Annotated in this window: 9 protein-coding genes; all 9 read right to left on the bottom strand. The window is 54.3% G+C overall.

The genetic code is table 11. From position 1 onward, the window contains the following. Nucleotides 1-30 precede the first annotated feature (30 nt). The 9 genes from HG66A1_RS26885 to HG66A1_RS26845 all read right to left on the bottom strand — a co-directional run bounded on the left by HG66A1_RS26885 (nt 31) and on the right by HG66A1_RS26845 (nt 13,393). Nucleotides 31-1,341, bottom strand: a complete 1,311-nt coding sequence (locus HG66A1_RS26885) for a DUF58 domain-containing protein (protein WP_145191565.1) — start codon at nt 1,339-1,341, stop codon at nt 31-33. Next, nucleotides 1,338-2,297, bottom strand: a complete 960-nt coding sequence (locus HG66A1_RS26880) for an AAA family ATPase (RefSeq protein WP_145191562.1) — start codon at nt 2,295-2,297, stop codon at nt 1,338-1,340. Before HG66A1_RS26880 ends, HG66A1_RS26885 begins: the two co-directional genes overlap by 4 nt. A 239-nt stretch (nt 2,298-2,536) precedes the next feature. Then, nucleotides 2,537-3,313 (bottom strand): FliA/WhiG family RNA polymerase sigma factor, encoded by a 777-nt coding sequence (locus tag HG66A1_RS26875; protein ID WP_145044282.1) that lies wholly within the window; start codon nt 3,311-3,313, stop codon nt 2,537-2,539. A 77-nt stretch (nt 3,314-3,390) separates the two neighbouring features. Continuing rightward, a complete protein-coding gene (locus HG66A1_RS26870; protein ID WP_145191559.1) occupies nt 3,391-3,612 on the bottom strand; it encodes a hypothetical protein in 222 nt (73 codons plus the stop codon). A gap of 375 nt (nt 3,613-3,987) precedes the next feature. Continuing rightward, the gene (locus tag HG66A1_RS26865) at nt 3,988-4,968 is read right to left on the bottom strand and encodes a P-loop NTPase (protein ID WP_145191556.1); all 981 of its coding nucleotides are present in this window, start codon (nt 4,966-4,968) and stop codon (nt 3,988-3,990) included. 75 nt (nt 4,969-5,043) lie between these two features. Continuing rightward, on the bottom strand, nt 5,044-6,399 hold the full coding sequence (gene flhF, locus HG66A1_RS26860; protein ID WP_145191553.1) for a flagellar biosynthesis protein FlhF: 1,356 nt from the start codon (nt 6,397-6,399) through the stop codon (nt 5,044-5,046). A gap of 98 nt (nt 6,400-6,497) precedes the next feature. After that, nucleotides 6,498-8,585 carry a flagellar biosynthesis protein FlhA gene (gene flhA, locus HG66A1_RS26855; RefSeq protein WP_145191550.1) on the bottom strand — a complete coding sequence of 696 codons (2,088 nt, stop codon included), beginning with the start codon at nt 8,583-8,585 and terminating at the stop codon, nt 6,498-6,500. 230 nt (nt 8,586-8,815) lie between these two features. Then, nucleotides 8,816-10,243: a DUF1501 domain-containing protein gene (locus tag HG66A1_RS26850; protein ID WP_145191547.1), complete on the bottom strand. Its 1,428-nt coding sequence runs from the start codon at nt 10,241-10,243 to the stop codon at nt 8,816-8,818. A gap of 57 nt (nt 10,244-10,300) precedes the next feature. Next, nucleotides 10,301-13,393 (bottom strand): PSD1 and planctomycete cytochrome C domain-containing protein, encoded by a 3,093-nt coding sequence (locus HG66A1_RS26845; protein WP_197996835.1) that lies wholly within the window; start codon nt 13,391-13,393, stop codon nt 10,301-10,303. Between the last annotated feature and the right edge of the window lie 214 nt (nt 13,394-13,607).

The following is a 13,607-nucleotide window of genomic DNA, read 5'->3' as shown; positions in this document are numbered from 1 at the left end:
GAAGCAAACGGGAGAATCTCTACTCTGCTATCACAGCAGTTGCCGGGCTTTGATGTCCAGGTAGCGGCTGATGAGATTGACCGACAGATTCTCCGGCAGCGTGTCCAGAATCAGCAGACCTGATTTCTGTAGCGCGGCGATCTGTGTGGTCTGGGTGGCCACGATGTCTGCGGCTGCGGCGATCTGGAAGGCTTCGCGGTCTGTTTCCGGGATCGCGTTCATCCGCTCCTGCAGGGGAACGTTTCGCAGGAACGCAGAGAGTACCAGATGGGGCCAGCGCATCATCCGCAGGGCATCGCTCAAATGCGAGAGATGCACTTCGTCCAGCGCGTGTGTGAGTACAACGACCAGCGAACGTTTACGGTAGCGCAGCTGGAGCTGTTCCGACATCAGTCGGTAGTCTGAGGCCTCGTAGACCGGATCCAGATCATAGACCTGGCGGATCAGTTTCTGGATCGAACCGGCGCCGCGCACCGGGGGAACCCAACGCTCGACCTTGTTCGAACAGGCCATCAGCGAGACTGTGTCTCCCTGCCGGAGTGCCACATAACTGAGCAGGATCGCCGCGTTCAATGCCCGGTCAAAATGAGTCACGCCTTCGTCGGCGTTACACATCGAACGACCGCAGTCGAGCAGAAAGATGATATTCTGATTCTTCTCCACCACGTATTCGCGACTGATCAGTTCCTGGTGCCGGGAGGTCGCTTTCCAGTCAATGCTGCGAAATTCATCGCCACGACGATACTCGCGCAGGCGATCGAACTCAGTCCCGCGTCCCCGCAGACGGGACATCTTAATGCCGGTTTCTGCCAGGCGGTTCCGGCGGGCCATCAGTTCTACGCCATGTACTGCTTTAATATCCGGATAGATGCGGACCACCTGATGAATGTCCCGCTCATCGTAAACCGTCCACAGGCCGAGTCGGCTTTTCATCTGCAGAAAGACGCGGCGGAACCGGTTTTTGCCCCGGTGATGTGGTTCGACATGATAAATGCTGTACTGGTGCTTGTTCGGAAACAGTTCAATGTCGAAAGGCAAGTCAGTATAGCTGCATGGCATCGGCGGTTCGTCATGCACGTGAATCTTGAGAGGCACCGAACCACGGTTGGTAAACCAGAGTTTGACGCTGTTCGGGGTACCGACGCTCAGGACTTCATTCACATCCCGATTGACTTCAATCGCCAGCAGCGAAGGGGTAACCACCAGATCGACCAGCGACAGCAGAAACACACCCAGGCAGACCAGAATTCCCAGCTGTCCCGCTTCGGGCCAGACCGTTCCCAGCGCAAAGGGAACCATCGAGGCGGCGAACAGAAACAGCAGGGAGAGACGGGGCATCATTGGCGGGGCGCCTCAACACTTTCCAGGATTTCTCGAATCACGTCGTCGACATTCACGCCTTCAATCTCGGCTTCCGGATGCAGACGGATACGATGCCGCAGCACGGGCAGGGCCAGTTCCTTCACATCATCGGGAACAACAAAGTCGCGGCCCTGGCAGGCGGCCATCACCCGCGAACCGATCAACAGGTTCACACTGGCACGTGGACTCGCACCAACTTCAATGGTGTGCCAGCCTCGGGTGCGGGAGACAATCGAAGTGATGTAATTGATGATCGAGGGCTCCACGATGATTTCAGTGGCCCGTCTCTGAATCTCCAGAATGGTTTCCGTATTCAGAACCGGCTCGATACCGAAGGTGCCCAGATCGCGATTGTCTTTACCGGCCGCGTACAGATCGAGGATCGCGTTTTCCTGGTCCTGTGTCGGATAGTCGACCAGCAGTTTGAACATGAACCGGTCCAGCTGCGCCTCGGGCAGCGGATAGGTTCCTTCCTGCTCCAGCGGGTTCTGGGTGGCAATCGTCAGGAACGGACGCTCCAGCGGATAGGTTTTACCATCCACCGAAACCTGGCGTTCCTGCATCGCTTCCAGCAGTGCCGACTGTGTTTTCGCCGGGGCGCGGTTGACTTCATCCGCGAGCAGCAGGTTGGTGAACAGGGGGCCTTCATTGAACGTGAAAACCTTTTCGTGCATGTCATACACGGTATGCCCGGTGATGTCGGAGGGCATCAGGTCGGGGGTGAACTGAATTCGCCGGAACCTGCTGGAGAGGACGTGGCTGAGGGTATTGACCAGCAAGGTCTTACCCAGGCCGGGAACCCCTTCGATCAGCACATTTCCCTCGCAGAACAGGGCGATTAGCACCCCTTCTACCAGATCTTCCTGACCCATGAGAACTTTTCCCACCTCTGTCAGTGAGCGCTGATAGTAATCTTCAATCTGAGAAACTTCCATGAATGACCTGTCACCCCGATTATCTGTCTGAAGTAAGTGGAATCCCAAGTGGTCGTAAATCGACGAGCCGGAACTTATGTTCCCTGTGGGCCTATTCTAAATCGAATCGCGCACCAATTTCGAGTATACCGCGCGAGAACTCGCAGGAATTTACAAATTGTCCGTTAACGTCCAGACGTAAAAAAAGGCCTCCATACCGCTGGAGGCCTTTTGTGTCTTAGAGGAGTAAGACAAATGTATTATGCAAATTCGGGTCGTCGACGGCCCAGTTGTTCTTTCAGGCGGTTGACAATGCTGGAATGCATCTGACTGACACGCGACTCGGACAGACCCAGGGTGCTGCCGATTTCTTTCATGGTCAGTTCTTCGTAGTAATACAGGATGATAATCAGGCGTTCGTTGCGGTTCAGGCCCTTGGTGACCAGTCGCATCAGATCCCGCTTCTGGATGCTCTTTGTGGGATCTTCTCCCTTGGCATCCTCGAGAATATCCACTTCCCGTACATCTTTGTAGCTATCGGTTTCATACCACTTTTTATTGAGGCTGACCAGGCCGACAGCGTTGGCTTCGCTTTTGAGTTTTTCGAACTCTTTGCGAGACAACTGCATCTTCCGGGCAATTTCCTCGTCCGCCGGCGGGCGACCATGTTCTGCTTCGGCTGCCTTGCGGGCGGCTTCCAGCTTACTGGCCTTACTCCGCACCAGACGGGGAACCCAGTCCATGGTACGCAGTTCGTCCAGCATGGCGCCACGGATACGGGGAACGCAGTAAGTTTCAAACTTAACGCCCCGTTCCAGATCGAATGCATTGATGGCATCCATTAACCCGAATACACCAGCTGAGATCAAGTCGTTTAAATCGACCCCTTCAGGGAGCTTCGCCCAGACTCGTTCTGCATTATAACGAACCAGGGGAACATATTGCTCAATCAATTTATTGCGGAGTGTCTGGTTGGATTGATCCTGCTTGAATTCCTTCCAGATCTCTGCGATTTCTTCACTGGCTTTGATGGCCATTTACTCCTCCGTGATCAACTTACAGTCGTTTCAAATAGGCACGATATAAAATGAATGACTGCGGTTACTTTTTATTCTTATTCAAGATTTGTTTTCCATTTTTCAAAACTCGCCCGTACTGATTCTTCAACCAGACGGGAGGCAACTTCTCCGAACACCAGGCCAAGACCAAAAAATATGACTGCAGCTATGAGTGCGGATTGGGTCGCTCCAAGGAAATCAGTATGAGAAAAGATTCCTCGTACTGATTCAGTCGCAAAAGCGATCAGCGATAATCGAAATGCATAATGCAGGGCCACAGAATATTCCCGGATAGAGTTCGAAAAACGTCGGGATGAAACTCTCTTCACTTTCAGGAGAGAACTTCACACCTCTGTCTTTTAATATCGGTGTCCTGCCTTAGAAAATTTAACCTTTCTCCTACAATTTGATTAATCGTTAAAACCTAACATTTCAGACCGTTCCCGGTGCGTAACGCGATCACTGAGTTCAGGCCCTAAGTTTGGGCTTGAAAACTGGTTGGATAGCGCAGTAACAGACCAGCGTCTGCACGCACGCGAATGGAATCAATTGTCAGGGGTTTACAAGTTAGACGTGACGTGAAGGCCAGGAAAGAACGGGAATGAGAGAGATGAGAGAGTATGTTCCCGGTGTTTCCATCCTGATTTTCAAGTTTATGCGGCTTCGCCCAGCAGACGCTGCCAAAGTCGCGGAAAGTAAGACTCTTGTTTGTTTTGTTCCTTTGTTTTACGCACATCGATCACATGCCGGGCCAGGCGGAAGATCGCCTCGGCAGCCGGGCTCTGCGGATGACTGAGCACCAGCGGATCCCGATCGTAAACCGATTGAACGACCTGCAGATCGTGGGGGATCTGCCCTGCCTGACTCAGACCGGTGTGCAAAAACAGTTCGGTAGTTTTTTGAAGTTGCTGAAATACCTTATCGCCCTGGTCGAGAGAAGTGCATTGATTGACCAGGGTCTGGATTTCCAGTGATTGAATTGTTGAGAGGGACTTGATCGTCGCATAAGCATCCGCGATCGCCGTTGGTTCGGGAGTCGTCACGATCAATACATCGTCTGCAGATGTGACGAACTGGCGGATACTGCGATGGATGCCGGTACCGTTATCCAGAATCAGATAATCATGCGTCGCTTCCAGTTCCTGCATCTGACCCAGTACATCGCGGCGAACTGCTTCTGAACAGTCCGCGAGATCAGTCAGGCCGCTGGCGCCGGTAATCACGTTGATGCCCAGCGGTCCTTCCAGTTGAATTTCCTTAAGTGATCGGGCACCACTTACCACATGCGAAAGATTCCAGTAACCGTTCAGTCGACAGAGTAAGTCGATGTTACCTAACGCCAGGTTGATGTCCATCAGGCAGACCGAAGCGCCGGTTTTGGCCAGGGCCAGTGCCAGGTTCAGTGAGATCACCGATTTCCCCACACCCCCTTTACCACTGCAGACCGCCAGGGTGCGACAGCGTGTCGATTTCGATTTTTCTATCACACCCGGCTGACGCTGCTCCATCAGTCCACGCAGTACCTTCGCCTGATCGCCGTGAGACGAACTGGTAGACAGGGACTGCGGTTCTGCAGACTCTTCGGTATGCAGATCGGCGTGATCGAAATTGAAATCATTGACAGCGGGAGCCATCGGTTGACCTTCAAAACAGGGTTATTTTAAAGTGATTGAAATGACAGGTAAGGAAGTGAGTGAGGTGATGTGAGATTATTGCAGTTTGTCTTCGCCCAGAACCAGGCGTGAAATCCGGGCAGCATTCGCCGGTTCAATATCGTCGGGGACATCCTGTCCCGTAGTCAGATACTGGATCGGCAGTTTTACTTTCTGACTCAGAGTCAGCAGACTGCCCATGACGGGGGCTTCGTCCAGTTTGGTCAATATCATTGACGTTGGACGAGCTACTTTGAATCGTTCGGCAATCGCTTCGAGAGTGCGGACACTGGAAGTCATGCTCATCACCAGGGCGATTTCATCGATTGCAATATCGCGGAACAGGCTTTCCAGTTCCTGAATTTTCAGATCATCGCTCGGGCTGCGACCCGCGGTGTCGATCAGGACCAGGTCCAGTCCGACCATCTCGTCGAGTGCCATCTGCATTTCCCGTGGCGTGCTTACGACTTTCATGGGCAGGTCGATGATTTCCGCATAGGTTCGCAACTGTTCGACAGCGGCAATACGGTAGGTGTCGACAGTGATCAGGCCCATTTTAATGTTATCACGCAGACGGAAGTTCGCAGCCAGCTTGGCGATCGTTGTTGTTTTACCGACGCCGGTGGGACCGACCAGGGCCACCACTTTGCGTTGACCAGGCAGCGGACGAATCGGGGAAGCACATTCCAGTTGCGCTTCAATCAGTGCCGCTAACAGGGACTGACTGGCCTGGGTGTCTTTGAGTTGTTCGGGAGTCGCATGCTCTTTGAGACGGCTGACGAGATCGTGAGCAATGGTTTCGTCTACTTCAGCGTCAATCAGATCCGTATAAATGTGAAACAGTTCCGGGGGAACATCGGTAACACGTTGTGAGCGGGTGCGGCGATCCAGTGATTCCAGCATTTCCTGGATGGCATTCAGCTTTTCTGCAAATTCCTCAGTGGGATCGTAGGCCGGCTGCGATGCATGACTCGGTCGGGGACGGGAATCCTGCAGACGCTGTTCGAGACGATTGTGAACCGGCGGTCTGTTGTCTTCTTCTGCTCGTCTTTCTGGAGCAGGTGTCCGTTGGATCGGTGCGGAGCGATGTTCGGAGGGTAACTCACGCGACGGTGGTTCAGCGTAAGTAACGGATTCATTGCGGGCGCCCGCCGGTTGGAGATTGGAAGCACGATGTTGTAACGGGGAACTGGTGGGGCGTCTGTTATTCTGCACGGCGGCAGGTGTGCGGACTTTGATACCCAGACCTGCCGTGATTTCAAATTCTTCTCTGGTGCGGGTCCAGGGCAGGAGTCCTCTGCGGCCCGGCACCTGTTTTGTCTGCAGGATCACAGCATCGCTGCCCATTGCTTCGCGAACCAGTTTCAATGCTTCCTGCATTGAGGCGGCTTTAAAAGTGCGAACATCTGACATGGTTTTCAGTTCCTGTTTGGTTATTTACGTTTGATCTCAGTGGATCGTATTTGTTTCAATTAAGTGTTGTGTATGACTGACGTTGATAGTATTTATCTCTATGCTGCCCCCACAACCGCATTCGATTTCAGACGGTCTGCTGATACCTGTCCGATCGCTTCCACATCCGTGTCGCGGGTAATCTCATTCAGACTTAACACGACCAGTCGTGGTAATAACGGCGATGTAATCTGTTTCAGGCCGGCGCGGATCTGGGGATTACAGAGCACGATCGGGTGTCCGCCCATGGCAACCAGAGGTTCTACCTGGTCGGCAATCGCCTGGGTAATGATCTCACCCGTCCGCGGTGCCAGCTTGATTGCCAGTCCATGCTCGTTGTAATCAATGCCCGACATCAGCACATCTTCCAGTTCCGGATCGAGCGTCACGACCCGCAGCAGGCGATTGCTGTCGCGGTACTGCTGGCAGATGGAACGGGCCAGTCCATTCCGCACATATTCGGTGAGCAACATCGGCTCTTTAGTTCGGTCTGCATAGTCGCCCAGCGTCTGCAGGATGGTTTCCAGGTCGCGAATCGGTACCCGTTCGCGGAGCAGATTGGAAAGTACATGCTGGACTTGAGAAATCTTGAGGACGTCGGGAATCAGTTCTTCCACAACTTTGGGAGACGATTCCTTCAGGTTTTCAACCAGTCCGTGAACCTGTTCCCGGGTGAGCAGTTCACTGCTGTGTTCGCGGACGACTTCGGTCAGGTGAGTAATCGCAACGGCCGAGGGTTCGACGACATTAAAGCCCATCAGCTCAGCACGTTCTTTCTGTCCCAGTTCAATCCACTTGGCGGGACGTCCGAAGGCCGGCTCGATGGTGTCGATCCCCGGGATATCGCCGTTTGTGGCTCCCGTATCGATCGCCAGGAGACCATCGGGATAGATCGTACCCCAGGCCACTGCAACGTCGCGAATCTTGATCTGGTAATCGCGTTGTCCCAGGCGAATGTTGTCGCGAATCCGAACCTTGGGAAGAATGATTCCCAGTTCCTGGGCAATTTTGTGTCGGATGCGGGTCACACGATCCAGCAGATCGCCGCCGGTTGCCGGGTCGGCCAGTCTCAACAGTCCGACACCCAGTTCCAGTTCGAGAGGATCGACAAACAGGTGATCTTCCGGTTTGGGTTCGGCAGGCTGTTGTTGCTGTTCCTGCTGTTGTGTTTCCGCTTTCTGTTTTTGTACTTCGGTGGCCTGCTGCCCTTTGCGTCGCAACATCCCCGTAACCGCACAACCGATGGCCAGAGCCAGCATCGGGCCGGCGGGCAGTCCTGTGAACGCCAGAGCGAACAGGAAGGTTGAAGCGAGGAACAGGGCTTCCGGATGTCCGGAAAACTGTTTAACGACGTCCCGGGGGAGGTTACTGTCGACTGAAGTTCGGGTAACGATCAAACCAGCGGCGAGTGAGATCAAAAAGCCCGGCACCTGAGTCACCAGACCATCGCCGATCGTCAGGGTGGTAAACACGAGTGCTGCTTTCGACAGCTCCATGCCGTGGTCTACCATACCTACATACAGACCGCCGACAACGTTGATCAGCGTGATGATGATACTGGCAATCGAGTCCCCACGGACAAACTTACTGGCACCGTCCATTGAACCGTAGAAGTCAGCCTGTTCGGTGATTTCCTGGCGACGGGTTTTCGCTTCTTCTGAGGAGATCAACCCGGCATTCAGGTCGGCATCAATGGCCATCTGCTTACCCGGCATACTGTCGAGTGAGAACCGGGCGGCCACTTCACTGATACGTGTCGCACCCTTGGTAATCACCATAAACTGAATCGTGACCAGGATCACGAAGATAATCAGACCCACAACCAGATGACCGCCTGCCACGAACTGACCAAAGGCTTCAATCACGCCGCCTGCCGCTGCGGTACCATCATCGGCTCCGCGGGTTAAGATCAGACGGGTGGTCGCTACGTTCAACACCAGCCGCGCCAGTGTGGTACCCAGCAGGATCGCCGGGAACACGCTGAATTCCAGCGGGCGTGTGACGTAAATCGTGGTCATCAAAATCACTACGGAAACAGTGATATTGCATGACAAGAGCAGGTCCATCATCATCGGAGGCAGAGGCGCAATGATCACCAGGACTGAACTCACTATGACTAGTGGGAAGATCAGACCCGAATTGCGCATTATCGCTCCGGATAGACCGGTCTTAGACTCCGGTGGCATCCATGCCTCCGCATTCGTTGGGGTTAGGGTTGGTTTTAAGTGTCAGAACGACAGATTTAGTGTGATGTGAACTATTAAGTTTTTGAGATGGATGAGAGAGAGGCGAGTGATAATGGAAACTCAAAAATCTGTCCAGAGGATTTCTTCATATTTCGCTCAAGTTTTTTTCAGACCGGGCCGACAGCCCTGTTTCAGGCCAGCATTTTCTCAACCACATGCGCTTCTTCCACGCCCGTTAAACGGAAATCGAGACCCTGGTAAAAATAGGAAAGCTCATGGTGATCGATGCCGAGAAGGTGTAGCACCGTCGCATGGAAGTCGCGTACATGAATCGTGTCTTCGACAGAATAGTAGCCTAGCTCGTCTGTCTCTCCTATTGTGACACCCGGCTTAGATCCACCTCCGGCGACCCAGATGGAAAACGCATCGATATGATGATCGCGACCAATCAGATCACGGGGCTCACCTTGTGGAGTCCGCCCAAATTCACCCCCCCAGATGACCAGCGTGTCATCCAGCAGTCCCCGTTGTTTAAGGTCCTTCACAAGTGCAGCCGATGCCTGATCGGTCTCCAGACAGCGGGCATCCAGCGATTCTCCCAGATCCGTTCCTTTGTTTCCGTGATGATCCCAGTCTGTATGATAGAGTTGCACGAAGCGACAGCCTTTTTCCACTAACCGCCGGGCCAGCAGACAGTTACGGGCATATGAAGGTTTCGCGGGATCGACGCCGTACAGATCGAGTGTCTCTTTCGTCTCGCCCGAGAGATCCATCAATTCAGGGGCGCTGGACTGCATGCGGTAAGCCATTTCATACGCAGAGATACGGGTGGCGATTTCCGGATCGCGCGTCTTCTCCAGGCGAAGCGAGTTCAATTGATTCACCGTATCAATGAATTCCGATTGTCTCACCGAGTTGATCCCGGACGGGCTGGAGAGATTCAATATCGGATCCGCTCCGTTCAGAAAGGGGACTCCCTGGTACGTGGTCGGCAGAAAACCACTGCCCCACAGCGGCGCTCCACCCCGTGGTCCCCGCGGTCCGGATTGCAGCACGACGAACCCGGGCAGATTCTGTGACTCGCTGCCAATGCCGTAAGTTACCCAGGCACCCATGCTGGGACGACCAAACTGTTGTGTCCCGGTATTCATGAAGAGTTTAGCCGGGCCGTGGTTAAAGACGTCTGTCTTCATACTCTTCAAAATGGTGATGTCGTCCGCGACCTCAGCCAGATGTGGAACAACTTCCGAGAGTTCCATGCCCGATTCGCCATGCTTCTTGAATTTTCGTCGCGTGCCCAGCAGCTTGGCGTCTTTTTTCAGAAACGCAAACTGTTTGCCCTCCACGTACGATTCGGGGATGACCTTGCCTTCCAGTTCCTGCAGCTTCGGTTTGAAATCAAACATCTCCAGCTGACTGGGGCCACCCGCCATAAACATGTAAATCACATTCTTGGCTTTGGGCGGATGATGGGTACCATGCAACTTGCCTGTGCCGGCCTGTGCGCGTTGTTCCGACTGCATCAGTGAAGCCAGACCGATGGCCCCGGCTCCCATCGCGCAATTCTCGAAAAAGTGACGTCGTGTCTGATCGCGTAACATCAGGTCATCGAAATTCATCTGATTCTCCCGGTCTGCCGGTCAGGTCTTGCGGCCGGCATCCGCTTGAGGGGGGAACTATTCCCTGGTAATAAATTCATCCAGATTCATCAACACGCGGGCGACCGCCGTCCAGCTCGCCGCTTCGATCACGTCAATCTGTTTGGGTAAATCGTCAGCCGCGACCTGGGCCGCAGCCTCTGGTGACTGTTTAAACTGAGCACGCTGTTCCTGCAGATAGTCGGTCATCACTTCCAGCTCCCGATCAGAGGGGGCACGGGACAGGCAGATTTCAAACGCGGCGCGGATGCGACCTTCATCGTATGGAGGACCTTCCTGCAGGATGCGGAGCGCAAACCCTTGAGTCAGTTCGAACAGCGAATGATCATTGGCCAGTGTGAGTGCCTGGAGGGGCGTATTGGAACGCACTCGTCGCGTACACGTGGTATTACTGTTTGGTGCATCGAAGGTCGGCAGCATCGGATACGGACTCGAACGCCAGAAATACGTATACATGCCCCGCCGATAGCGGTCTTCGTTCTGCTCTTCCGGCCAGCTCTTCTTATTTTGTGTGAGTACATAAATCCCCTCTGGCTGAGGCGGATAGACACTCGGCCCGCCGATCTTACGACTCAACAGACCACTGCTGGCCAGAAACAGATCGCGAATCGACTCCGCTTCCATCCGAAACCGGTTCTGTCGAGATAACAGCAGATTCCGCGGATCTTTTTCCTGATGATTCGGGTTAAAGTCAGATGCCTGCCGATAGGTCGCAGAAGTCACAATCAGTTTATGAAATTGTTTCACATCCCAGTGAAGCCGCATGAATTCCGACGCCAGCCAGTCCAGCAGTTCCGGATGCGTGGGATCTGAACCCTGTGTCCCGAAGTCGTTTTCGGTTTCCACAATGCCCCTGCCGAAGAACCGTTGCCAGTATCGGTTCACCGTCACACGCGCCGTCAATGGTTGCTCTTCACTGGTCAGCCACCGGGCGAGGTCCAGTCGCGTCGGTTGGGAAACATCCTCAGGCAGAGACGGTAACACAGCGGGAACGCCCGGACTGACCTTCGCACCTGGATCCAGAAAATTCCCTCGCAGTAGAATGAAGGTTTCCCGCGGCTTGGGAAGCTCCCGCATGATCATCGTGGTCACGATCGCTTTGTTGACTTTGGTCTGTGCCGCCTTCTGTTTCGTCAGCCGCTGATTCAGAGCCAGCCATTGCGAGTCCGACTGGTGGAAGGCCTCTTCCACGGTCGTTTTCTGTTTCGCATCCCATTTGTCCTCTGGCTGTTTCAGGATCGCCAGAATTTCGGGTTTGATGTTTAAGACTTCCGGAGCCACCGTGGTTGCCGCGAGTCGGAAGCGACCGACATTGTATTTTGCATTCCGTGTATGCGTCAGAGTCACCCGCAGTTTGACCGGCTGTTTGGCTTTGATCGGTTCTTTGAGCTTGAGTATCGCCCGCCGGTTGACGTTCATATTCCCCTTGCGGGTATTGATGGCCCAGCCGGTTTTGGGATCCCCGTCTACCAGATTGCTGGCGGGGAATTTGTCCTGTGAATGATCGGCGGTTGCCTGGATCAGCTTGACCGGCTGAAAGTCAGACCAGCCCGCTTCGGTCTGCTCTGCCATTTCCACGGTCACTTCATCCAGCACAAAGTTTCCGTTCCCGGCCCAGCCCGGCCCCTTACGAGGCAGGCTCTCGTGAGTCAGTACTTCCAGCCGCAGACCGGAGGTCCCTTGTGGGATCGCTGCGGTTTCGACGACGTACGTATCAAATGCAGGAATCTTACCCCCTGCCAACAGCGAATGGTCTTCAAGAACGGTGAGCGTGGCTCCATTCTTGGATTGGATCGATCCCGGTGCGAGAACGCTCCACTGCTGCTCTGACTGTTGCAGGTCCTGCTGCAGACGTTCTTTCCAGGCAGCGAACTTCGGTTCCAGTGCTTGTTTGCGTTCCTCCAGCTGTTTAGTGAGTTTCGCGATTTCCTGCTTCAACTCTTTCTGTTCGGTCTGCTGTTGCTCAGTAGGCAGTGGCAGTGTGGGGGGCGCGCTATTGATATCTGCGGTGCTGTTAAAGATCGCATACAACTGATAGAAGTCCCGCTGGGTAATGGGATCATACTTGTGTTTGTGGCATTGGGCACAACCCACCGTCAGTCCGAGGAAGGCAGCGCCCGTGGTATTCACACGATCCACCACTGCTTCCACGCGAAACTGTTCCGGGTTGGTGCCCCCTTCCTGGTTGATCAGTGTATTCCGATGAAAGCCGGTCGCGATCAGCTGCTCCGTCGTCGGTTTGGGGAGCAGGTCACCCGCCAGTTGCTCGGTAACAAATTGGTCAAAGGGCATGTTGGCATTGATCGCCTCGATGACCCAGTCCCGGTACTTCCAGATCGATCGGGGACCATCAATGGTGAAGCCGTTGGAATCGGCGTAGCGGGCCACGTCCAGCCAGTGCCGGGCCCAGCGCTCCCCGTAATGCGGAGAGGCGAGCAGGCGATCCACCAGACGCTCATAAGCACCAGGCTTCGTATCAGCCAGGAATTCCTGTACCTGTTCCACTGACGGAGGCAGTCCCGTCAGATCCAGGCTCAGACGGCGGATGAGTGTCGTTCGATCCGCCTCGGGGGACGGCTTGAGTTGTTGTGCCTCCAGGCGATGCAGAATAAAGGCATCGATCGGATTCCGTCCCCAGCTTTTCTGTTTGACGTGAGGAGGCTCGGGACGCTCAATCGGCTGGAACGACCAGTGATCTGTTGAAGCATCAACGGTCTGCAAATTTTGTTCGCTGGCAGGGATGGTGCCCCCGTCATCAATCCAGCGACCGATCAACTCGATCTCAGCTGGTTTGAGTGGCGGCAGATCGTGGGGCATCCGTGGGATTTTCCCCTCCCCTTTCAGGCTCAGGTACAACAGGCTTTCGTCGCGTTTGCCGGGTACGACCGCCGGTCCTCGATCGCCTCCTTTGATCAGGTTGGCGCCGTAGTCCACGCGTAAGCCGGATTCCTCTGCCCCCTGGGAATGGCAGTCATAGCAGTGCTGCTTGAGCAACGGTCGGATCTGTTTTTCAAAACCGACCTGAGACTTCTCGTCTGCAGCGGGAGCCGTCTGTACTGCGATCAGCAGGATACAGGCAGCGGTGATCACAACTCCTGACAAATTCCGCATGAAAGAACCTGATACAAAAAATGAGCCTGATTTTCGCGAGCCGGGAGTAAAATCAGAACAACGCGGATGACGAGGCAAAAATCTGGTCTGCTGGAGAAGCGGGGAAGGTCGCCCGATCGTAAAGTATCTTAAATATCAGATTACCAGCGGAATTACCGAAATGCAAGTTTTTGTCAGATGCTCAGTGGAAATCAGGGTTTATTGTGCCCGAGAT

Source organism: Gimesia chilikensis (assembly GCF_007744075.1).
Taxonomy (GTDB): Bacteria; Planctomycetota; Planctomycetia; order Planctomycetales; family Planctomycetaceae; genus Gimesia; species Gimesia chilikensis_A.
Note: the sequence above shows the minus strand (reverse complement) of the source record. Positions and strands in the feature narration are given on the sequence as shown.